This is a genomic window from Stappia stellulata DSM 5886, assembly GCF_000423705.1.
GTDB classification, from domain to species: domain Bacteria; phylum Pseudomonadota; class Alphaproteobacteria; order Rhizobiales; family Stappiaceae; genus Stappia; species Stappia stellulata.
The window spans coordinates 155160-176452 of the sequence record NZ_AUIM01000012.1 but is presented as its reverse complement, the minus strand read 5'-3'; the positions used below and the strand labels follow the sequence as shown (position 1 = coordinate 176452).

The window sequence follows — 21293 nt, the reverse complement described above, 5'->3', positions numbered from 1 at the left end:
ACAGCGATGGAGCGTTTCAAATCCGAGACGCCGCCGGGCGCCTCGCCCAAGCGCGCGCGCCCGCCGGACGCTCGCCGGCCCGCTCCGCAGGTTGAAGATATAACGGCACCTCGACATCGTGACCAGCCTCCAGGGCGCGACGCGTTGGCGCGTGCACGATCTCGAAGGCGGTAAACCCGCAGCGGCGCATCAAAGGGATCTGGTCGAGCAGCACGTCGCCCACCGCCCGCAGCTCGCCGTCGAAGCCATGGCGCTGGCGCAGCAGCCGCGCGATCGAATAGCCGCGGCCGTCGGAGAATTTGGCGAAATCGACGGCGATCAGCCCAAGCTGCGAAAGATGCGGCTGAAGCGCGTCCGGCTCGTCGCCTGCGCGCAGCAGCACCGCGAGCCCGAGAGACGCCGGCGCCGTCGCAACGACCTCCAGATAGCGCCCGAGCGGCAGGATCACGGCGCCGCTGTCCGGCAGCGGATCGTCTTCACCCAGGTGATGCCAGTCGTCGGCGACAAAGGCGCCGTCCCTGAAAAGCTGTGCCGCCATGGTCAGATCCCCGCTCCGTTCTCGTTTTCCAGCGGAAGCGGAAAATGAATCCCGCATTCCGTCTTCTCGCCGCCGCGCCAACGCCCGGCGCGCGGGTCTTCGCCCTCAGCCACCGGACTGGTGCAGGGCATGCAGCCGATGGAGGGATAGCCTTCCGCGACAAGCGGATGCGGCGGCAGATCGTGCGTCTGCATATGGGCGCGCAGATCCCCGGGGTCCCAGTCGGCGAGCGGATTGACCTTCACGCGCGGACCGTCGGCCTCGAACAACGGAATATTGGAGCGCGAGCTGGCCTGGAACCGCTTGCGTCCGGAGACCCAGGCATCGAGGCCCGCGAGGGCGCGTGCCAGCGGACGCACCTTGCGGATGGTGCAACAGGCATCCGTGTCGCGCATCCACAGCGCCCCGGTCGGGTCTTCCGCCTGAAGATCCTCCACTGAGGGTCTCAGAACGCGCACATCCTTGAGGCCGAAGCGCTCGACCAGCGCGTCCCGGTAGCGCAGCGTTGCCGGGAAAAGCTTGCCGGTGTCGATGAAGAGCACCGGCAGGCTCGCGTCGACGCGGGCGGCGAGATGCAAGAGCACCGCCGATTCCGCGCCGAAGGAAGAAACCAGCGCAAGCCCGCTTGCAAAGTGCTCCCGTGCCGCTGCGATCACCTCTTCCGCCGGCGCGCCGTCGAAGCGGGCAGCGAGCCTTGCCGCGAGATCGCCCGGGTCGTCGATTGCCGCAAGGGCCTCATGCCGTCCCATAGAGCGCCTCCTTGAACGGGGCGTCGCCCACCCTGCGATAGGCGGCCAGGAAATCCTCATCCGGTGCGTCGCGCAGACCGATGTAAGTGTCGACCAGCGTCTCGACGGCGTCGACGACTTCCTCGTAGGAAAAGCCCCGGCCGATGATCTCGCCAATCGCGCTGTTCTCGTCGCCCGAGCCGCCGAGCGTGATCTGGTAGTATTCCTCGCCCTTCTTCTCCACGCCGAGGATGCCGATATGGCCGACGTGGTGATGACCGCAGGCGTTGATGCAGCCGGAGATCTTGATCTTGAGGTCGCCGATGTCGCGCTGGCGATCCGGCGTCCCGAAACGTTCGGAGATGCGCTGGGCGACCGGGATCGACCGCGCGGTGGCGAGCGCGCAGAAGTCCATGCCGGGACAAGCGATGATGTCGGTGACGAGGCCGGCATTGGCCTCCGCCAGACCGGTGTCCTTCAGCCCCTCGAAAACGGCCGGAACATCCGCCTTGCGCACATGCGGCAACACCAGGTTCTGCTCGTGGCTGACGCGGATCTCGTCGTGACCGTAGCGTTCGGCAAGCGCCGCCACTGCGTCCATCTGGTCGGCGGTTGCATCGCCCGGCGCCTTGCCGATGGGCTTCAGCGAGATGGTGACGCTTGCGTAACCGGGCGCCTTGTGAGGTTGGAGGTTGCGCTCGACAAAGGCGGCAAGCGCCGGATCGGCGGCGGTCGCCCGGTCGAGGGCGTCTGCGTCCGCGCCCGCGGCGAAGGCGGGGGCTGCGAAGTAATCGGTGATGCGGTCGATCTCGTCCTGGGGAAGCCGCAGCACGCCGTGGCGGATTTCCTCGAACGCGTGCTCGATATCGGCCTTCAGCGTCTCCACGCCCGTCTCGTGGACGAGGATCTTGATGCGCGCCTTGTACTTGTTGTCGCGCCGACCGTAACGATTGTAGACGCGCAGGATCGCCTCGCAATAGGCCAGCAGCTCCTCTTCGGGCAGGAAATCGCGCACCTTGCGTGCGATCATCGGCGTGCGTCCCAGCCCGCCGCCCACAAAGACGGCAAAGCCGACATTGCCGTTTGCATCGCGCTTGGCCTGCAGGCCGATGTCGTGCACCTGCACGGCGGCGCGGTCGTGCGGCGCGCCGGTCACGGCGATCTTGAACTTGCGCGGCAGGAAGGAAAACTCCGGGTGCAGCGAGGACCACTGCCGCAGGATTTCCGCATAGGGGCGCGGATCGAGGATCTCGTCGGCGGCGGCCCCCGAGAAATGATCTGCGGTCACGTTGCGAATGCAGTTGCCCGACGTCTGGATCGCATGCATCTCGACCTTGGCCAGCTCTTCCAGAATGGCCGGAATGTCCTTCAGCCGCGGCCAGTTGAACTGGATGTTCTGACGCGTCGTGAAGTGCCCGTAGCCGCGATCATAGGTGCGCGCGACATAGGCGAGCTTGCGCATCTGCGCGCCGTTCAACGTGCCATAGGGGATCGCCACCCGCAGCATGTAGGCGTGCAGCTGCAGGTAGACGCCGTTCATCAGCCGCAGCGGCTTGAACTGGTCCTCGTCCAGATCGCCGGCAAGGCGGCGGCGTACCTGATCGGTGAACTGTTCCACCCGGGCCGACACGAAGTCGGTGTCGAATTCGTCGTAGCGGTACATGTCATGTCTCCTGAAGGCGCGCTGCGTCGTCCAATGCCGTCATGCGGCCGAGGTTTCGCGCCGTGCCTGCTTGCCGAGATCGGGGCGGGTTGTCGGCCCCTTCGCGCGGATCCGCTCGCGGAAGCGCACCGCCTCGATGCCATCTTCGGTGCGCCGCAGATCGATGAGATAAGGGTCGACCAGAAGCCGCTCGGTCACGGCCTGCGCGCCGATGGCCATCGCTTCGGCTTCCGCTTCCGGGGTTTCCAGACCCCACGCCGAATGCAACATCTCGACCCATTGGCCGGACCGGCCGAGCCAGACGACCTCGCCGTCGATCAGCCGGTTTGCGGTGAGTGCCTTCATGTGAGAGATCCTTTCAAAGAGATTTCGTCACGCGGCCGCGATGGCGCGCAGCGCCTCGGCCGGACGGAACGGCTGGCTGGCGGCGAGATCCGCATGGCCGACGACCGCGCCGACCACGATCAGCACCGGCCCGTCGATGTCATCGCGCGTCGCGACCGTTCCAAGGTCGCCGAGCGATCCGGACAGCAGACGCTCGTCGCGCTGCGCGGCGTTCTCGATCACGGCGACCGGCGTTTTCGCAGGCAGACCGGCTTTGATCAGTCGTGCCGCGACCCGCGCCGCCACGGTGCGCCCCATGTAGACAGCGACCGTGGCTCCGTTCAGCGCAAGGTCCGCCCAGGCGGGGAGCGTGTCGCCGTCCTTGTCATGTCCGGTCGCGAAGACAAGTTGCGAGGCGACGCCGCGCAGGGTCAGCGGAATGCGTGCGCTCGCGGCGGCCGCAAGGGCCGCCGTAACGCCCGGAACGATATCGCAGCCGATGCCCGCCGCGTGGAGTGCGGCCAGCTCCTCGCCGGCCCGGCCGAACACCAGCGGGTCGCCGCTCTTCAAACGCACGACCCGGCGCCCGGCGGAGGCCTCGCGCACCAGAATTGCGTTAATCTCGTCCTGCGGCACGGAATGCGCGCCCTTGCGCTTGCCGACCGCAATGCGCTCGGCATCGCGCCGCCCCATGGCCACAACCGCATCGGGGACAAGCGCGTCATGCACGATCACGTCGGCTTCCTGGAGCAGGCGCTGGGCACGCAGGGTGAGCAGATCTTCCGCGCCGGGACCGGCGCCGACGAGCCAGACGAAGCCCGGCTCGTCATTGCGGGTGTTCAGGAGACGCTGCGCCTCGGAGCGCGCCACGTCCGGGCGGCCGGCCTGAAGGTTTGCGGCAACGCTTCCGGAAAAGAACCGTGCCCAGAAGCGGCGGCGCGCCGGGCCGGCCTCGATCACGCGGGCAACGGTGTCGCGGAAGCTTTCGGCGAGGCGCGCCAGATCGCCGGTCGTGCCGGGCAGCATGGCCTCGATGCGCGCGCGGATGTGGCGCGCAAGCACCGGCCCGACGCCCGTCGAGGTGATGGCGATGGCGACCGGCGCCCGGTTCACCAGGGCGCCGACGTAGAAGTCGCAAAGCTCGGGGCGGTCGACCGCATTCGCCGGAATGCCGAAGACACGGGCGGCGTTGACCACGGCCGTATCCGCCCCCTCGTCGCCGCTTGCCGCAAAGGCAAGGGCGGCGCCGGTCAACAAGGCAGGGCGAAACGCCGTGCGATGCCAGGTCGCCCCGGTCTTCTCGATGGCAGCAGCAAGAGCGTGGTCGACGGCGGGCGAAATCACCTCAAGCGCGGCGGAGGTCTCAGACAGAAGCCGGAGCTTGGCCGCGGCCTCCTCGCCGCCGCCAACCACGACCACACGGCGGCCCGCGACCTTTTGAAAGGCGGGGAACACATCAAGTTTCCGATCGGACTGACGCAACATGAAAAGCAGGCTCCGGCTGCATTGGATATCGCCAACACATAAGGCCTGCGCCTGCGGAACGCCGGGCATGGCATTTCAATCGCACGGACGAAGAGAGAAAAATCATCTCCAGCCGAAACACGACCCGAGCCACAACCAACAAAAAGACGGACATCCGGTTTCGTCGGCGACGACAATCAGTATTTGCTTGGACCCGCATCCTCTTATACGCTTCTCAGAAGAAAAAACTCAAAGTCAGAATTGCATACTTTTGTTAACCACAACCGAAAGATAAAAGATTTGATTGTCGTTTGAAAAAAACAAAATCAATTGACACTAAATGGAAATGAACATCACTCGCAATAGTTTCACAGAAATTTCCAGTTCTTTATCGTGTCGAATCATATTTTGTGATGCTATTATTTTACTCGCAAAATACACCAAAGGTTGATTAATTGAAACAAGCAACCTCAGACATGCATTCTACCGAGAGTCCTTCCATAATGCGATATGAGTGAATGCCGTGGTCAAAGCAATTTTCTTCGACGTTTTCGGGACGGTGGTGGACTGGAGAAGCGGAATCGCGAACGCCTTCGACAGGGCGTTCGCCAAATCCGGTGCCGATATCAAGCCTTTTGACCTCGCCGACGCCTGGCGCGCAGAGATCGCCTCCCACCTCATCGACGCCGTCGCGGACCAAAATGCCTCCATGCCTTATGCGGGTCTCGATGCCATCCACTGCCAGACTCTGGCCGCGGTCGTGGAGAAGGCGGAACTCACGCATCGCCTGGGCGACAAGGAAAAGGCGACACTCGAGCGAAGCTGGGAACACTTGCGCCCCTGGCCGGACAGCGTTCCGGGTCTGCGCTCGCTCCGGCGCGAATACGTCATCGCCCCTTGCACCCATGCCTCGATCTCGATGATGACCTGGCTTGCCAAAAGCGCCGGACTGCCGTGGGACCTGATCCTCGGGGCCGAAATGGCACCTGGCCGTCTATCGGCACCCGGGATGTACAGACGCTCCGCGGCGGCAATCGGACTGGACCCCGGCGACGTCATGCTGGTGTCCGCCCACAATCGCGACCTCGACGCAGGGCGTGCAGCCGGCCTAAAGACAGGTTTCTTCTCCAGACCGAAGGAGTTCGGCAAGGGCCAGACATCCGATCTCGCGCCTGTCGATGCGTGGGACGTCATCGCCTTCGACCTGCTCGATCTGGCGCGGCAAATGGAGGCAAGCCTGATCTAGGGCGCCCCCCCCGACAGGCAGGCGATGACCGGAAGGCGCGCGGTGATCGCGCCTCCCGTTTTGACCCTCGCAGGCCGCTAAAGCCGCCTAACGCAGCGGCTGGAGCACCGACACATAGTTGGCGACAGCCGCGCCGCCCATGTTGAAGATGCCGCCGAGTTCAGCGCCCTTGACCTGAATGTCTCCGGCGCGACCCGTAAGCTGCATGGCGCTCAGAACGTGCATGGATACGCCCGTTGCTCCGATAGGATGTCCCTTGGCCTTCAGACCGCCGGAGGGATTGACCGGCAGCTTGCCGCCTGCCTCGGTCCATCCTTCAAGAATGGCGCGATGCCCTTCGCCCGGCTTCGTCAGGCCCATCGCCTCGTATTCGATCAGTTCGGCAATGGTGAAACAGTCGTGGGTCTCGACGAAAGACAGATCCTCGATGCCAAGGCCCGCCTTGTCGAGCGCCCGGCTCCAGGCCGCGCCGCAGCCCTCGAAGCTCAGGATGTCGCGCTTCGACATCGGCAGGAAGTCCTGCGCATGGGCGAGGCTGCGGAAGGCAACCGCCTTGTCGCGGCCGAGCGCGGTTTCGACATCGGTGAGCACCAGCGCCGCGGCGCCGTCGGAAACGAGCGAACAGTCGGTGCGCTTCAAGGGGCCGGCGACAAAGGGGTTCTTCTCGCTCTCGGTGCGGCAGAAGTCGAAGCCGAGATCCTTGCGCATCTGGGCGTAAGGATTGTTCACGCCGTTCCTGTGGTTCTTGGCGGCAATCGCGGCGAGCGCGTCGGACTTGTCGCCGTACTTCTGGAAATATCCCTGCGCGATCTTGCCGAACACGCCGGCAAAGCCGGCCGGCGTGTCACCGTCCTCCGGCAAATAGGAGGCCTTGAGCAGATTGCGGCCGATCTCAGGTCCGGGGGTGGTCGTCATCTGCTCGACGCCAACCACCAGCACGACCCGCGCCTCGCCGGATGTCACGGCGCGCACGCCCTGATGCACCGCCGCCGATCCGGTGGCACAGGCGTTCTCGACCCGCGTCGCCTTCTTGAAGCGCAGCGCCGGGTCGGCCTGCAACACCAGGGAAGCGGTGAAATCCTGTTCCGAAAAGCCCGCGTTGAAATGACCGAGAACGATTTCGTCGACGTCGCCGGCCTCCAGCCCCGCGTCCGCAAGCGCGTCGCGCGCGACCCTGATGATCAGGCTTTCAACGGTTTCCTCGGCATGCTTTCCAAACGGCGTATGGGCCCAGCCCACGATGGCAGCGGTCATCTGCTTCCTCCCTGTTGGTCGCGCGTCCCCTGCGCGTCGGAGCACATACCAGGCGCCGGCGGCAGATCGGACAGGGGCGATCGGATCGCGGCAAGAATTCCACCTTGGCGCGAAACGCGCAAGAGATTATTTTACCATTACGTCAAACAAATTTAATTATTTCAATAATATCAAAGCTTTGACATTTTAAAAAATACGTCACCACTCACGACGGACTTGAGACGATCACCGGACCTCCGGCGCGGCCGTCGACCCGCGATAGACCAGATCCACGGGCTTGATTTCGGCAAGCCGGTCAATCGGCGTACCGGTGGCAAGACGGATGGCGAAATCGGCAACACGCTCTCCCGCCTTGCGAATCGGGCTGCGGGTCACGGTCAAGGGCGGGTCGAGCGTGTGCGGGCGCAGGAAGGGAAGTTCGTCATCGTGGCCGATGACGGAAACGTCCCGGCCGACCGCAAGGCCGAGATCGCGGACAGCGCGATAGGCACCGAACGCCAGCAGCACGCTGGAGCAGATCAGCCCCGTCGGCCGTGGCGACGTTTCGAGCAGGTCACGGGCGAAGCGGTAGCCGTTTTCCTCCGTCATCGCGCCGGCGCGCGCAAGGCCGTCCGTTGCAGCCACCAGCCCCGCAGCCATCAGTGCAGATGACCAGCCCGCACGCCGGTCGCGAGCGAAGGTCTGGCTTTCATCGCCGTTGATCAGCCCGATCCGCCGGTGACCGAGGTCGAGGAGCAGTTGGCAGGCCTGGCGAAACGCGCCGTGATTGTCGATGTCGACAAAGGCATAGGGAAGCGGCGTTTGCGTGCGTCCGTGCACGACGAACGGCAGCTGCAGTCCACGCAGGAGCGCGATGCGCGGATCCTCCAGCACAGGGCCGGACAGGATCACGGCATCGGCCGTGCGCATGCGGGCGAACCGGCGATAGACCTCGCCTTCCGTTCCCGTGGTGGGGCTGACGGTGAGGTCATATCCCTGCTCGCCCGCATGGGCGGCAACGCCTGCGATAAACTCGATGAAATGCGGGTCGAGCAAAAGATTTCGGTCGACGGGAAAGGCGATGCCGAGCGCCTGGGAACGCCCGGTGGCCAGCCGCCGGGCGCCGGAATTCGGGCGATAGCCGACCCGCTCGGCCGCCTCGACCACCTTGCGCCGGGTGGCCGGCGCCACATCGCCATAGCCGTTGAGCGCCCGGCTCACCGTGGTCTGGGACAGGCCCAGATGGGCGGAGAGTTCCCGCAAGTTCACCCGATCTTCCTTTTCGACAAGGCGCTGTCGTCCTTTTCGCCCCGGTGCGTGTGCAACCGGGGCGCTTCGATCAGACAGCACGCCCCGTTAACGGCCCGCCCCGTTGCAAGCCGACGCCCGCAAGGCCGTCACAGCCCTGCGCGTGACAGCCCCCCCCCGCGCAACCGCCGCATCGCACGTCTTGGCACCCCTGAACCCAAAGCGCTTTGGAAGCGCTCATATATCGAAGCAGGTTTTACAAGCGTATTCCTGAGGAACGTCACAACCGCCGCCCTGAAAACCCCCGACTTCCCGGTCCACCGGCACCTGCTTCCTCTAACCTAAGGGCTTTGAAAGACCGATATCCAGCGATTTTCATGATGCATCGCAAATCTGCCATTCCGCCCTGCACAACCGAAGGTATAATTCACTCTCTTGACACGCATCGAGCGATCCGGCACGCTCTTTCTCCAAAGCGCTTTGGGAGGGGCGCGAATGCTGACGGTTCGCTCAGGCAAAACGCCCCGAACGAAACGGGGCTGCATGGCATGACCCGCACCGTTATCCGCCCCCTTTTCGGACCCCATTTCGCCAGGCACGGACGCATCCCGCCTGCGTTCGTGCGGCACTCGAGCGGCGCGCGTCGGCGCGAATGAGACAGGCGGAAGAAGACAAGAAGCCGGCCGCGCAAGCGAGAAACCGGACCGCAACCCAACCGGAGGACCATGATGCTGCGCAATTCCCTAGTGGCCGCGACCGCTCTTGCGGTGCCCTTGCTCGCTCCCCTCGCCTTCGGCCACGCCGGCGCGCAGGCCGCCGAGATCTCGATATCCTGCGGCGCGGTCGGCATCGAGCTGGAATTGTGCAAATCCGGCGCTGACGCCTGGGCGGAAAAGACCGGCAATACGGTCAAGATCGTGTCGACGCCGAACTCGACGACGGAACGGCTCGCGCTGTATCAGCAGCTTCTGGCCTCCGGCGCGGACGACATCGACGTCTTCCAGATCGACGTCATCTGGCCCGGCATTCTCGGCAATCACTTCATTGACCTCGCCGCCTATTCGCAGGGCGCGGAGGAGGCGCATTTCGCGCCGATCGTGGAGAACAACACGGTTGGCGGATCGCTTGTCGCCATGCCCTGGTACACGGACGCCGGGCTTCTCTACTACCGCAAGGACCTCCTGGAAAAACACGGCCGGCCGGTGCCCGCGACCTGGCAGGAGCTCACCGAAACGGCAAAATACATCCAGGATGCCGAACGCGCGGCGGGCATGGACACGCTCTGGGGCTTCGTCTTTCAGGGCAAGGCCTATGAGGGGCTGACCTGCGACGCGCTCGAGTGGGTCGACAGTTTCGGCGGCGGCGAGATCGTCGGCGCCGACGGCGAGATCACCATCAACAATCCCAAGGCCATCGCGGCATTCGAACTCGCCGGCTCCTGGGTGGGCGAGATTTCTCCCGACGGCGTGCTCAACTATGCCGAGGAAGAGGCACGCGGGGTGTTCCAGTCCGGCAATGCCGTCTTCATGCGCAACTGGCCCTATGCCTGGGGTCTTGGCAATTCCGCGGACAGCCCGGTGAAGGGAAAAATCGGGGTCACCGCCCTTCCCAGGGGCGGCCCGGACGGCAAGAACACCGGTACGCTTGGCGGCTGGCAGCTTTCGGTGTCCAAGTATTCCGCGCATCCGGAGATCGCCGCCGACCTGGTGATGTATCTGACGAGCGAGGCCGAGCAGAAGCGTCGCGCCATCGAGGGCACCTACAACCCGACGATCGCGGCGCTTTATGAAGACGAGGACGTGCTTGCCGCCGCGCCCTTCTTCGGCGATCTCTACGAGACCTTCACCAATGCCGTTGCCCGGCCGTCCCGCGTGACCGGCACAAAGTACAATCGCGTGTCGAACGCCTTCTGGAACGCCTCGCACGACGTTCTGTCCGGCAAGAGCGATGCCGCAACGGCAATGGCGGATCTCGAAAGCGAGTTGAAGCGGATCAAGCGGCGCGGCTGGTAGGCCCCACCGCCGTTCCCGAACACCCGGGCCGGGCGGTTCGACCGCCTGCCCGCGTCTCACCGGCGGCCCCCGCCGCCGCGTCCCGCGCGGCCCCGTTCGACACCTCCTGCGGTGCCCGCGCGGACAAACCGGATCCAAAGCCGATGAGCGACATCGCCCTGACCACAGCTGCCGCCACGCCCGCCCGGCGCTCGCGCCTGTCGCGGTCGCGGCTGAGATCCGCCTGGCTGTTCCTGACGCCGATGATCGTGGTGCTGGCCCTTGTCGCCGGATGGCCGCTCGTGCGCACCATCTGGTTCGGCTTCACAGACGCCAGTCTGGCGGACCTCTCCGCCACACAGTTCATCGGTCTGGAAAATTACTATTCGGTCTATGACGGCGAGGCCTATGGGTTGATCGTCGATCCCTCATGGTGGAATGCCGTGTGGAACACAATCTGGTTTTCCGCCGTCTCCGTCTCCATCGAAACCGCGCTCGGGCTGATTGTCGCACTGGTGCTCAACGCCAACTTCAAGGGCCGCGCCCTCGTGCGCGCCGCCGTTCTCATTCCCTGGGCGATCCCCACCATTGTCTCCGCCAAGATGTGGGGCTGGATGCTGCACGACCAGTTCGGCGTCCTGAACGACATCCTGATGGGCATCGGGCTGATCTCCCAGCCGGTCGCCTGGACGGCCGATCCGCAAACCGCGATGTGGGCGGTCGTCATGGTCGACGTGTGGAAGACGACCCCCTTCATGGCGCTCCTGATCCTCGCCGGGCTGCAAATGCTGCCCTCCGACTGCTACGAAGCCGCAAGGGTCGACGGCATTCATCCCGTGAAGGTGTTCTTCAAGGTCACCCTGCCGCTGATCAAGCCGGCGATCATGGTCGCGGTGATCTTCCGTGCCCTCGACGCACTTCGCATCTTCGATCTGATCTATGTGCTAACGTCGAATTCCTCCGACACGATGTCAATGTCGGTCTATGCACGCCAGCAGCTCGTCGATTTCCAGGAAGTCGGCTACGGTTCCGCAGCCTCGACCCTCTTGTTCCTGGTGATCGCGGCGCTCACGATCGCGACCATCACGCTCGGCAAGGTCCGGCTCGGCGGGGAGACGAGATGATGCGCCGCTCCCCCCTCAAGACGCTCGGCCTCTACGCGCTGGTCGTCGTCATCGTCGTCTTCTCCGTCTTTCCGTTCTACTATGCGATCCTGTCGTCGTTCCGCTTCGGTTCGGAACTCTTCACCGTCACCTACTGGCCGAGCAGCTTCAATCCGGCCAACTATGTCTCGGTCTTCGCCGAGCAGCCGTTTGCGCGCAACATCCTGAATTCCGTGGTGGTCGCGAGCGTCGTCGTTGCGCTGTCGCTGTTTCTGGGGGTCACCGCCGCCTATGCGCTGGCGCGTGTCAGTTTCCGCGGACGCGGCTTGCTGCTCTTCACCATCCTGTCGGTCTCCATGTTTCCGCAAGTGGCGGTGCTCTCCGGCATGTTCGAGCTGATCCGGCTTCTGGGGATCTACAATTCGCTGCCCGGCCTGATGCTTTCGAACCTGATCCTGACCCTGCCGTTCACGGTCTGGGTGCTGACCACCTTCATGCGCGACCTGCCGAAGGAGCTGGAGGAAGCTGCCGTGGTCGACGGCGCCTCGTCCCTTGTGATCGTGCGCCACGTCTTCCTGCCGCTGATGTGGCCGGCGCTGGTCACCACCGGCCTGCTCGCCTTCATCGCGGCGTGGAACGAGTTCCTGTTCGCCCTCACCTTCACGCTTTCCAATGACATGCGCACCGTGCCGGTCGCCATTGCGCTGATCACCGGCGCCAGCCAGCATGAATTGCCCTGGGGCAACATCATGGCCGCCTCCGTCATTGTCACCGTGCCGCTCGTGGTCCTCGTGCTGATCTTCCAACGCAAGATCGTCTCCGGCCTTACCGCCGGCGCCGTCAAGGGATAGTCCGTTCATGCTTCCACTGTCCGTCACCGAGCCGGCAACCGGTCCGCGCCACGCAACCCACCCCGACTGGTGGCGCGGCGCTGTGATCTACCAGATCTATCCGCGCTCCTTCTACGACACCGACGGAAACGGCATCGGCGATCTGGCCGGTATCACCGCCAAGCTCGACCACGTCGAGAGCCTCGGGGTCGATGCCATCTGGATCTCGCCTTTCTACCCGTCCCCGATGGATGATTTCGGATACGACGTGTCGGATTTCACCGACGTCGATCCGATCTTCGGAACGCTGGAGGATTTCGACCGGCTGATTGCCGCCGCGCATGATCGCGATCTCAAGGTGATCATCGATCTCGTCATTTCGCACACCTCAGACCGGCATCCCTGGTTCAAGCAAAGCCGTGCAAGTCGCGACAACGCCCGTGCCGACTGGTACGTCTGGGCGGATCCACGCGCGGATGGCACCCCGCCCAACAACTGGCTGTCGATCTTCGGCGGATCGGCCTGGGCCTGGGACACCCGCCGCCGTCAGTACTATTTGCATAATTTTCTGACGAGCCAGCCGGATCTCAACTTTCACAATGCGCAAGTCCAGGATGCGGTGCTCGATGCCGCCCGTTTCTGGCTGGAGCGCGGCGTCGACGGCTTTCGCCTCGATACCGTGAACTTCTATTTTCACGACAAGGCGCTCAGGGACAATCCGCCGCTGCCGCCGGGAAAGCCGATCTCCGGCGTCGAACGGTCCAATCCTTACTCCTATCAAGACCATGTTCATGACAAGACCCGGCCCGAAAACCTCGTTTTCCTGGAGCGATTGCGCGCGCTGACCGACAGCTATCGCCATGTGACGATGGTTGGCGAGATCGGTTCAGACCACGACCCATTCGCAACGACGGCCGCCTACACGCAAGCCGGAAAACGGCTACACATGGCCTATGGCTTCGACCTTCTGACAACCGATTCCTCCGCCGCCTATATCCGCCGCACTATTCGCGCGATGGAATCCTGCATTGGCGACGGCTGGCCGAGCTGGGCGGTGTCGAACCACGATGTGCCCCGAGTGGTCACGCGCTGGGGCGGAGTGCATCCGCCCGAAGCCTTCGCGCCGCTGATCGTCGCCCTTGTCACCTCCCTGCGCGGCACGCCCTGCCTCTATCAGGGCGAGGAACTGGGCCTGCAGGAAGCGGAGGTCGCCTTCGAACATATCCAGGACCCCTACGGCAAGGAATTCTGGCCGGAGTTTCGCGGACGCGACGGCTGCCGGACCCCCATGCCGTGGGACGACAACGCGCCGCAAACGGGGTTTTCCCGGGCCACCGCCTGGCTGCCGATCCCCGACGAACACCGCGCGCGCTCCGTCACCCGACAGGAGGCCGATCCGGCATCGTCGCTCCACCGCACCCGGCGGTTTCTCAGTTGGCGGCGCGATCAGCCGGCGCTGGTGTCCGGGGACATTGTTCTGCTCGATACCCCGGAGCCGATCCTCGCCTTCCTGCGTGTCCTTGACGGACAAGAAATGCTTTGCGCCTTCAATCTCGGGCCGACGCCGGCGCGCGCGGCGCTTGACGGTCTTTCTTGCGCCAGGCTCCTCGACGCCCCCGATTTCACCGGCGAAATCGAGCTGGCTGGCGATGTAACGCAGCTACGCCTTGAACCGTTCGATGCGGTTTTCGCGCAAATTTCCCGCTCGCGGACGCGATAGCAACAACGCCCGAGCGCCGTGGCGGAGGGGGAACGGAGGACGGATATGGCGGAGGTCATTCTCAGGCAGGTGCGCAAGTCGTTCGGACGGGTCGAGGCGATCCACGGGATCGACCTGCACGTCCGCGACAGGGAGTTCGTGGTCTTCGTCGGGCCATCCGGCTGCGGCAAGTCCACACTCCTGCGCCTGATCGCAGGGCTTGAGGACATCACCGCCGGCGCGCTGGAAATCGACGGCGAGGATGTTACCGAAAAGACGCCCAAGGAACGCGGCATCGCGATGGTGTTCCAGTCCTACGCGCTCTACCCTCATATGACCGTCTACGAAAACATGGCCTTCGGCCTGAAGTTGTCAAAGGCCGACAAGGGTGACATCGAGACCAAGGTACGGGCCGCGGCCGAAACGCTGGAATTGGCGGACCTTCTCGAGCGATTGCCCAAACAGCTCTCGGGCGGACAACGCCAGCGGGTCGCCATCGGACGCGCCATCGTGCGCAACCCGAAGGTTTTCCTGTTCGACGAACCTCTCTCCAATCTCGATGCCTCCTTGCGGGTCCAGATGCGCATCGAGATCGCCAAGCTGCACGAGCGCATGAACGCGACAATGGTCTATGTCACCCACGATCAGGTCGAGGCCATGACGCTGGCCGACAAGATCGTGGTGCTCTCCGCCGGCAAGGTCGAACAGGTCGGCGCTCCGCTCGACCTTTACCATCATCCGCAGAACCTCTTCGTCGCCGGCTTCATCGGCTCGCCGCAGATGAATTTTATCGCCTGCGACGTGCTGGAACCGCGCAACGATGGGGCAAGGCTCGCGCTGCCCGGCGGCGGAGAGGTGCTCGCGGCCGTCAACGCCACCGCGCTCGCTGCCGGCGACCGGGTGACGCTTGGCATCCGCCCGGAGCATCTCTTTCATGCCGACGGAGAAACGGACCAGGCGATCTCCGGCACCGTGGAAGTCGTGGAGGAGCTGGGGGAAAGCCATTTTCTCTATGTGCGTCTTGCCGACGGAACCCTGCTTACCGCGCGTGCCGGCGGCGACGCGCCGCAGTCGATCGACAGCACTGTGCGGATCGGATTGAAGGGCAGCGATTGCCATGTCTTCGGCGCGGATGGACAGGCCGTTCGGCGTCTCGCCTGAGACCGCCGCCATCGGCTGAACCGGCAAGCATCATGTTGTTCACAGACGAAAGGGCCGCCCGGATACCGGACGGCCCTTTTTCATGTCCTGTCACGCAGCCATTCGAACGAAGCTTGCGCGACCCGGCAAAGAAAAAGCCCGGCGGTTTCCCGCCGGGCTTTCATCCAATCCGTGAGGATTGAATTAGAACGTGCGCTGCACGCGGAGGATACCGACCAGAGCGTCGTCGGAAGCAGCGCCAGCCGCGCGGAAGTCGCGGTTGCGGTACTCGAGCTCGGCACCGACATAGAGGCCGGAAACCGGACGCCAGCCAACGTTACCCTGAACGTTGATCTCGTTGAAGTCGGCACCGCCGGCAGCCTGGTCGAGACGCGAGTAGTTCGCGGTCAGCGACGAGGAGATCGCCGGGGTCCAGAAGTGCGTGAAGCCTGCACCGATGCCCCAAGCGCTGGAGAGCTTCAGGCCACCCGCTGCGGTGTAGGACGCGTCGGAGAACGCGGCGTTCGCGAAGTTGGCGTTCACGTAGCCGACTGCGCCCTGCGAGTAGGCGGCCTGGATCGAGAAGCTGTCGCCAGCTGCGATCATCGGCAGGTTGAACGTGGCGCCGGCGCCGATCGCCCAGCCAAGCTTGCCCTTGCCAGTAGACACAGGAGCGAAGCCCGGTGCGACGCCATAGACGTGGTGCAGGGCACCCATCAGCTGAGCAGAACCCCAGCCCTGGTCGACGCGCAGGTTGGCGACGAAATCCGGAACCTTGTCACCGCCGTAGCCGAAGCCCGCAGCCGGAAGGCCCAGAGCGAAGATGTTGGCGCGACGGTCCGAACCAACTTCCACCGAGGCCGAGGCCGAGAAGCCGTTGCCGAACTGGAAGGTGTAAGCGAACAGGTTGACGTCGCCGTTATCCGCGAAGCCCTGGTTCAGGACCGAACCCCAGTTGTCGCCGGTGTAGAAGTCAAAGTACGAACCGGTGCGACCAGCGACGAAACCGCCGAGCTGGATGAAGGCTTCGTCAAGCGTCAGGCCAGCGCCGCCCGAGTTGTCGACCGTGATGTACGCAGCCACGTAGGTGCGCAGCAGGCCATACTCGGTGTTGGTGCGGCTGTCGAAGTTCATGTAACCGCGAGCACGCATGCCGGTGCTGTCGTCGGAACGATTGTCCCAAGCGGAACCGCCGTTGTCGAGAACGTCGAACACGCGGAATTCAGCGCGGACACCGCCACCGATCTTCAGGCAGGTCTCGGTACCCGGGATGTAGAAGAAGCCCGTGCCGAAAGCGTCGCAAACGCGAACGTAGTCGACCGGCTCCGGAGCGACCGGAAGGTCGGCGGCCTGTGCGCCCGTGGCTGCCAGGGCAGCTGCGGAAGCGCCGAGCAGGATGCTCTTGATGTTCATTTCCTGACCTCGTCGTTGTTTCCTGCAAGGCCCTGTTGGCCAAGAGGAGATGAAGAATTGAGCAAGCTTCCCCGCGAGCTCGAGTTTGTTTTAAGCGACGGGGTGCGCGCCTCGCAACCGGCAAATGCCTTCCAGAGGCACTGTACGGACACAGTGTGTCTTTGTGGGCACACCCCGTTAAGGCCTTGTTAGCACTTATCGCCGGGAAAGCGCGATTTTCCGCCAAAACCGGTTTTGTCGCCCGAATTCGCGGGCATGGCGGCGTTGGGCCCTGCGGCGGGCGCATTCGCTTGAACCATGACCGGAGAACCCGCTAAGGATCGCGCGCAAGCCGGTTTCCGGCTGCCTCGACAAGCGACAAGGGCCTCTTTGCATGACCGCCGCCACGCCAATCTCCGTCTTTATAATAGCGCACAACGAGGAAGACCGGATCGGGCGGGCCATTCGCAGCGTCGAATCATTCGCCGACGAGGTGATCGTTGTCGACAGCGGGTCAACGGATGAGACGGTACGCGTTGCAGAATCTCTCGGTGCGCGCGTCCTGGTCAATCCATGGCCGGGCTACGGCGCGCAAAAACGCTTTGCGGAAGACCAGTGCAGCAACGACTGGCTGTTCAATCTCGACGCCGACGAGGCGGCAACCGATTCCCTCGGCCGGGAGATCCAGGCACTTTCCGCAAGCGGCGCGCTTTTCAAGACGCCGTTCTGGCGGGTTCGCATCAAGGATGTCTTCGCGCATGAGGCCGGTCCCGCGCCTTTCGCTTATGGCTACAACCAGATCCGGCTTTACGACCGCACGAAAGGCCGTTTCTCCGCATCGCCCGTGCACGACACGGTGCGGCCGCCCGAAGGCGCGCACGTCGCCCAGCTAAAGGCGGCGATGGCACATCGCTCGATTCGCTCCGTCGCCTTTCACGTGGAGAAGATGAACCGCTACTCCACCATGCAGGCGGACGATATGGCGGCGCGCGGACGGCGAATCGCCCGATGGCGGCTTGTCACCGAGTTTCCCTTCGCGTTCCTCAAGGCCTATCTGCTGCGCCGCTACGCGCTTTACGGCTGGTGGGGTCTCGTGATCTCGACGAATTTCGCCTACACGCGCTTTCTGCGCCTGGCCAAGGCCTATGAGGCCGAACTGCTGGCGAAAAGCGACACACAGGACACAAGCAAATGACATCCTCTTCCGCAGATGTCGCGATCGTCGGAGGCGGTCCCGCCGGCCTGATCGCCGCCGACAGGCTGTCGGCCCGGGGCGTCGGTGTCACCGTCTACGAGCGGATGCCGTCGGTGGGGCGCAAGTTCCTGATGGCCGGGCGCGGCGGGCTGAACCTGACCCACAGCGAACCGGCGGACGCCTTTCTCTCACGCTACCGGGAGGCGGAACCGCGGCTCCGGGCAGCGATCGAGGCCTTCCCGCCGGAGGCACTCAGGGCCTGGTGCGAGGATCTCGGCATCGAGACCTTCGTCGGATCGAGCGGGCGCGTGTTTCCGCGCCAGATGAAAGCCTCGCCCCTCCTACGCGCCCTGCTGGCGCGGCTTTCCGCCAACGGCGTCACCATCCGCACCCGCTGGCGCTGGACGGGCTTTGGCGCCGATGGCGCATTGTCGTTCGACACGCCGCAGGGCCCGAAAACGCATCCCGCGCCGGATGCCGTGCTTCTGGCGCTCGGGGGCGCAAGCTGGGCAAGGCTTGGCAGCGACGGAGCCTGGAGTGCCGCGACGGATGCCGCGGGGATCGCCAGGGTCCCGTTTTCCCCGTCCAATTGCGGCATCGAGGTGAAATGGTCGCAACATTTCGCCGACCGCTTTCAAGGCGTCCCCCTGAAGCGGATCGCGCTGAGCGTCGGCGACCGCACCCTTCGCGGCGAGGCGATGATCACGGCGAGCGGGCTGGAGGGCGGCGGTGTCTACGCGCTCAGTCCCGACATCCGCCGTGCACTTGCGGACACATCTGCCCCTGCGACGCTGACGCTCGACCTCCGCCCGGACCTCGACGTCGGCACGCTTGCGGCAAGGCTCGCGCGCCCGCGCGGAAAGACCTCCCTGTCAAATCACCTCAGAAAGACCACCGGCCTCGCACCGGCAGCCGTTGCGCTGCTTCGCGAGGCCGGCGAACGACCGCAAGGCGCGGAAGCGCTGGCCGCCCGCATCAAGGCGCTGCCGCTTCCCGTCACCGGAGTTGCCGGCATGGCGCGGGCCATTTCCTCGGCAGGCGGAATCGCCTGGAGCGGCATTGACGACGGCTATATGCTCAAGGACCGGACCGGCGTCTTCGTCGCCGGCGAAATGATCGATTGGGAAGCGCCGACCGGCGGCTATCTGCTGCAGGCCTGTTTCGCGACAGGGACGGCCGCCGCAAGCGCCATATTGACCCGGCTGGACCACACCGAAAGCCCCCCATGACGGCGGCACCCCAGAGGAAAAACCTCGCGCAGGGGAAATCCAGACCGGCCGAAAAGCAGACTTTCTCATTGTAATAATGACCGATTGAGTCATCATCTTAGCCAATTAACTCAATACTACAACAAAAATACACTCCAGATTGATCGAACATTTACATTCTGCCGTTACCGTTTTTTCTCGGCGTATTTTGGGGATTGTTCTTATTTCGCTCGTTGGGGTCCGGTATCTTGATTATTGGCAACCCACCTCCCAGGCTGATGCCTTTGACAGAGACCGCCCTATCGGCCTTTGAGCGAACAGGGGGCGCGCAGGGCCATGCATCGGCCACGTCTCTGGCGCGACTGTTCCGGCTCCTCAAGCGGCTTTGCTCCGTTGAATGCGCTTTCCTGACGCTTCGGGAACCACGCGATGGCCTGAGCTTTCTTTCCAACGGTCTATGTGAACCGCTGCGCGCCGCCGCGCCGGCGCTTGCAGCGGCCGTCCTGAAGAGCCGCACACCGTTGATCCAGCATGCAGGCAAAGGCAGATCGGCCGCCGACCCGGCTGTCGATCTCGCCGCGCTCGGCCTGCAGTTCTTTGCCGGGACCGCGCTTCGCGACGCAGCCGGAAACACCATCGGCACCCTGTGCCTTGCGAGCCGGTCACCCGTCCGCGACACGGAAATCGACCGGCAGTCCCTGGAGGACATGGCGCATCTGGCGGTTCGCGAGATACATCATGAACACGCAGAACGAACCGCGCGCGATGCCTGGAAGGTGATGGTGGAAGCGATCGAGACGCTTCCCGACGGTTTCGTGCTCTACGATGAGCACGACCGCTTGACGATCTGCAACGAACAGTATCGCGAAACCTATCCGGAATCGGCCCATGTCATCCGGCCGGGCCGCAGCTTCGAGGAAATCATCCGCGAGGGCGTGCGCTGCCGTCAGTATGCGGAAGCCATCGGGCAGGAAGAGGCCTGGATCGCGGAGCGCCTGGCGGCCCACGCGAACCCGACCGGTCCGGTGGAACAGCTTCTGCCGGACGGACGCTGGGTGCGGGTGCTGGAAAAGCGCCTGCCGAACGGCGGAACGGTGGGCTTTCGTGTCGATATCACCGAACTGAAGGAGCGCCAGGCGGAGCTCTATGAACTGGCGCACCGCGATGAGCTGACCGGAACCATGTCGCGACGCGCCATCCTGTCCGCCGCCCGCGACTGCGGCGCCCGGTCAAGGGCGCGCGGCAAGCCTCTCGGCCTGATGATCCTCGACATCGACAACTTCAAGAAGGTCAACGACGATCTCGGGCATTTCGCCGGTGACGAGGTGCTGAAGGAATTCAGCCGACGCATCAAATCGCAATTGCGCGACACCGAATTCCTCGGGCGCCTCGGCGGTGAGGAATTTCTCGTTCTCCTTCCCGACACCTCCCCAAGCGATACGGTCGAACGCGCCGAGCGCATGCGCAAGCTGCTGAATGCCACACCGATCACGGTCGAGGGCTGCGAGGTCGCGCTCACCATGTCGCTCGGCGTGACCGAATATCGCGATGGCGAAACGATGGACGTCGCTTTCGCCCGGGCGGATCGTCTGCTTTACCGGGCCAAGGACAATGGCCGCGACCGCACGGTCTCCGGGTTTCTCGATCCTGTGTCCCGGCCGGCCGGGCTCTGACCGCTTGCCTGCGGTTCCCCGCGAACAGACCTCGCAATTGCGCAAAAAGGGCCGGTTTGACCGGCCCTTCCTTGCCTGATCTTCGCTGCGGCGAATCAACGGCAGAACTTGTAGTTCCCGGAATAGGTGCGGAAGTAGCCGGTGTCCGGGTTGAAGCTGCGATACTTCGACGAACAATAGCGGTACCAGGCGGGCGACCAGGGCGCGGGCCGGCCATAGTAGGCAGGCGCGGGCGCATACTGCGGCGCCGGAGCGACATAGCGCGGCTGGGACAGGGCCGAGCCGATCACGGCGCCGGCAACGAAGCCGCCCGCCGCGGCCCAGCCGTTCTGGTGATGCCACTTCTTCGCTTCGGCATCGGAGGAGCCGGTCGCGAGCATGGCGCCGGCGGTCAGGGCAATTGCAAAACCGGTGACTGCGATCTTCTTCATCATGACTGCATTCCCTCTGTCTGAGCTTCCGTTCGACTTTTCCCTGCGGCTCTGTCGTCCGCCTATGCCTTGAAGATAGAAGCAAGCGCCAGGGCTTGATGTGACAGCCATCACGCTTCTCCGCATTGGCGAAACCGGGTGCACGCAGCCACCTGGCGCCGTCCGCCGTGTTCGGCTGCTTGCGGGA

Annotated in this window: 18 protein-coding genes; 9 read left to right on the top strand and 9 right to left on the bottom strand. The window is 64.3% G+C overall.

Annotated features, from left to right (window positions below):
• Positions 1-16: 16 nt before the first annotated feature.
• The 5 genes from G572_RS0110560 to cysG are packed head-to-tail and all read right to left on the bottom strand — an operon-like array spanning position 17 to position 4738.
• Positions 17-538 (bottom strand): DUF934 domain-containing protein, encoded by a 522-nt coding sequence (locus tag G572_RS0110560; RefSeq protein WP_037546491.1) that lies wholly within the window; start codon positions 536-538, stop codon positions 17-19.
• A 2-nt stretch (positions 539-540) separates the two neighbouring features.
• Positions 541-1287, bottom strand: coding sequence for a phosphoadenylyl-sulfate reductase (locus tag G572_RS0110555; RefSeq protein ID WP_029058450.1), 747 nt, complete (start codon positions 1285-1287; stop codon positions 541-543).
• Entirely contained in the window at positions 1274-2929 is a 1656-nt protein-coding gene (locus G572_RS0110550; protein WP_029058449.1) for a nitrite/sulfite reductase, read from the bottom strand. The genes G572_RS0110555 and G572_RS0110550 overlap by 14 nt, the downstream gene beginning before the upstream one ends.
• A gap of 39 nt (positions 2930-2968) precedes the next feature.
• On the bottom strand, positions 2969-3274 hold the full coding sequence (locus tag G572_RS0110545; RefSeq protein WP_029058448.1) for a DUF2849 domain-containing protein: 306 nt from the start codon (positions 3272-3274) through the stop codon (positions 2969-2971).
• 27 nt (positions 3275-3301) lie between these two features.
• Positions 3302-4738, bottom strand: a complete 1437-nt coding sequence (cysG, locus tag G572_RS0110540) for a siroheme synthase CysG (RefSeq protein ID WP_051242227.1) — start codon at positions 4736-4738, stop codon at positions 3302-3304.
• A 502-nt stretch (positions 4739-5240) separates the two neighbouring features.
• On the opposite strand from cysG, the gene G572_RS0110535 reads away from it, so the two are divergent.
• Positions 5241-5963 (top strand): HAD family hydrolase, encoded by a 723-nt coding sequence (locus G572_RS0110535; RefSeq protein WP_156884553.1) that lies wholly within the window; start codon positions 5241-5243, stop codon positions 5961-5963.
• Between the two features lie 87 nt (positions 5964-6050).
• Here the strand turns inward: G572_RS0110535 and G572_RS0110530 are convergent, their stop codons facing one another.
• Both G572_RS0110530 and G572_RS0110525 read right to left on the bottom strand, forming a co-directional pair.
• Positions 6051-7217 carry an acetyl-CoA acetyltransferase gene (locus G572_RS0110530; protein ID WP_029058445.1) on the bottom strand — a complete coding sequence of 389 codons (1167 nt, stop codon included), beginning with the start codon at positions 7215-7217 and terminating at the stop codon, positions 6051-6053.
• Positions 7218-7442: 225 nt separating this feature from the next.
• On the bottom strand, positions 7443-8465 hold the full coding sequence (locus G572_RS0110525) for a substrate-binding domain-containing protein (protein WP_029058444.1): 1023 nt from the start codon (positions 8463-8465) through the stop codon (positions 7443-7445).
• Between the two features lie 704 nt (positions 8466-9169).
• On the opposite strand from G572_RS0110525, the gene G572_RS0110520 reads away from it, so the two are divergent.
• From G572_RS0110520 to G572_RS0110500, 5 genes are all read left to right on the top strand, one after another.
• Complete coding sequence (locus G572_RS0110520) at positions 9170-10456, top strand: ABC transporter substrate-binding protein (RefSeq protein WP_037546489.1); 1287 nt, start codon at positions 9170-9172, stop codon at positions 10454-10456.
• Between the two features lie 143 nt (positions 10457-10599).
• Positions 10600-11559: a carbohydrate ABC transporter permease gene (locus G572_RS0110515; protein WP_051242169.1), complete on the top strand. Its 960-nt coding sequence runs from the start codon at positions 10600-10602 to the stop codon at positions 11557-11559.
• Complete coding sequence (locus G572_RS0110510) at positions 11559-12389, top strand: carbohydrate ABC transporter permease (protein ID WP_029058441.1); 831 nt, start codon at positions 11559-11561, stop codon at positions 12387-12389. The genes G572_RS0110515 and G572_RS0110510 overlap by 1 nt, the downstream gene beginning before the upstream one ends.
• 7 nt (positions 12390-12396) lie before the next feature.
• The gene (locus G572_RS0110505) at positions 12397-14088 is read left to right on the top strand and encodes an alpha-glucosidase (RefSeq protein WP_051242167.1); all 1692 of its coding nucleotides are present in this window, start codon (positions 12397-12399) and stop codon (positions 14086-14088) included.
• Between the two features lie 45 nt (positions 14089-14133).
• Entirely contained in the window at positions 14134-15228 is a 1095-nt protein-coding gene (locus G572_RS0110500) for an ABC transporter ATP-binding protein (protein ID WP_029058439.1), read from the top strand.
• A gap of 183 nt (positions 15229-15411) precedes the next feature.
• On the opposite strand, the gene G572_RS0110495 is transcribed toward G572_RS0110500, so the two are convergent.
• Positions 15412-16620, bottom strand: a complete 1209-nt coding sequence (locus tag G572_RS0110495; RefSeq protein WP_029058438.1) for a porin — start codon at positions 16618-16620, stop codon at positions 15412-15414.
• A gap of 373 nt (positions 16621-16993) precedes the next feature.
• On the opposite strand from G572_RS0110495, the gene G572_RS0110490 reads away from it, so the two are divergent.
• From G572_RS0110490 to G572_RS25455, 3 genes are all read left to right on the top strand, one after another.
• Positions 16994-17794, top strand: a complete 801-nt coding sequence (locus G572_RS0110490; protein ID WP_029058437.1) for a glycosyltransferase family 2 protein — start codon at positions 16994-16996, stop codon at positions 17792-17794.
• Complete coding sequence (locus tag G572_RS0110485; RefSeq protein WP_029058436.1) at positions 17791-19023, top strand: TIGR03862 family flavoprotein; 1233 nt, start codon at positions 17791-17793, stop codon at positions 19021-19023. The genes G572_RS0110490 and G572_RS0110485 overlap by 4 nt, the downstream gene beginning before the upstream one ends.
• A 257-nt stretch (positions 19024-19280) precedes the next feature.
• Positions 19281-20675 carry a diguanylate cyclase gene (locus G572_RS25455; RefSeq protein ID WP_029058435.1) on the top strand — a complete coding sequence of 465 codons (1395 nt, stop codon included), beginning with the start codon at positions 19281-19283 and terminating at the stop codon, positions 20673-20675.
• 95 nt (positions 20676-20770) lie between these two features.
• Here G572_RS25455 and G572_RS0110475 read toward each other — a convergent pair whose 3' ends face one another.
• On the bottom strand, positions 20771-21109 hold the full coding sequence (locus tag G572_RS0110475) for a BA14K family protein (protein WP_029058434.1): 339 nt from the start codon (positions 21107-21109) through the stop codon (positions 20771-20773).
• Between the last annotated feature and the right edge of the window lie 184 nt (positions 21110-21293).

What these genes read in the sequence shown, in the direction of transcription:
- G572_RS0110495 (WP_029058438.1), bottom strand. Translation starts at nt 16,620, where the DNA reads ATGAACATCAAGAGCATCCTGCTCGGCGCTTCCGCAGCTGCCCTGGCA.
- G572_RS0110530 (WP_029058445.1), bottom strand. Translation starts at nt 7,217, where the DNA reads ATGACCGCTGCCATCGTGGGCTGGGCCCATACGCCGTTTGGAAAGCAT.
- G572_RS0110500 (WP_029058439.1), top strand. Translation starts at nt 14,134, where the DNA reads ATGGCGGAGGTCATTCTCAGGCAGGTGCGCAAGTCGTTCGGACGGGTC.
- G572_RS0110545 (WP_029058448.1), bottom strand. Translation starts at nt 3,274, where the DNA reads ATGAAGGCACTCACCGCAAACCGGCTGATCGACGGCGAGGTCGTCTGG.
- cysG (WP_051242227.1), bottom strand. Translation starts at nt 4,738, where the DNA reads ATGTTGCGTCAGTCCGATCGGAAACTTGATGTGTTCCCCGCCTTTCAA.
- G572_RS0110510 (WP_029058441.1), top strand. Translation starts at nt 11,559, where the DNA reads ATGCGCCGCTCCCCCCTCAAGACGCTCGGCCTCTACGCGCTGGTCGTC.
- G572_RS0110475 (WP_029058434.1), bottom strand. Translation starts at nt 21,109, where the DNA reads ATGATGAAGAAGATCGCAGTCACCGGTTTTGCAATTGCCCTGACCGCC.
- G572_RS0110550 (WP_029058449.1), bottom strand. Translation starts at nt 2,929, where the DNA reads ATGTACCGCTACGACGAATTCGACACCGACTTCGTGTCGGCCCGGGTG.
- G572_RS0110560 (WP_037546491.1), bottom strand. Translation starts at nt 538, where the DNA reads ATGGCGGCACAGCTTTTCAGGGACGGCGCCTTTGTCGCCGACGACTGG.
- G572_RS0110515 (WP_051242169.1), top strand. Translation starts at nt 10,600, where the DNA reads ATGAGCGACATCGCCCTGACCACAGCTGCCGCCACGCCCGCCCGGCGC.
- G572_RS0110520 (WP_037546489.1), top strand. Translation starts at nt 9,170, where the DNA reads ATGATGCTGCGCAATTCCCTAGTGGCCGCGACCGCTCTTGCGGTGCCC.
- G572_RS0110490 (WP_029058437.1), top strand. Translation starts at nt 16,994, where the DNA reads ATGACCGCCGCCACGCCAATCTCCGTCTTTATAATAGCGCACAACGAG.
- G572_RS0110555 (WP_029058450.1), bottom strand. Translation starts at nt 1,287, where the DNA reads ATGGGACGGCATGAGGCCCTTGCGGCAATCGACGACCCGGGCGATCTC.
- G572_RS0110485 (WP_029058436.1), top strand. Translation starts at nt 17,791, where the DNA reads ATGACATCCTCTTCCGCAGATGTCGCGATCGTCGGAGGCGGTCCCGCC.
- G572_RS25455 (WP_029058435.1), top strand. Translation starts at nt 19,281, where the DNA reads ATGCCTTTGACAGAGACCGCCCTATCGGCCTTTGAGCGAACAGGGGGC.
- G572_RS0110505 (WP_051242167.1), top strand. Translation starts at nt 12,397, where the DNA reads ATGCTTCCACTGTCCGTCACCGAGCCGGCAACCGGTCCGCGCCACGCA.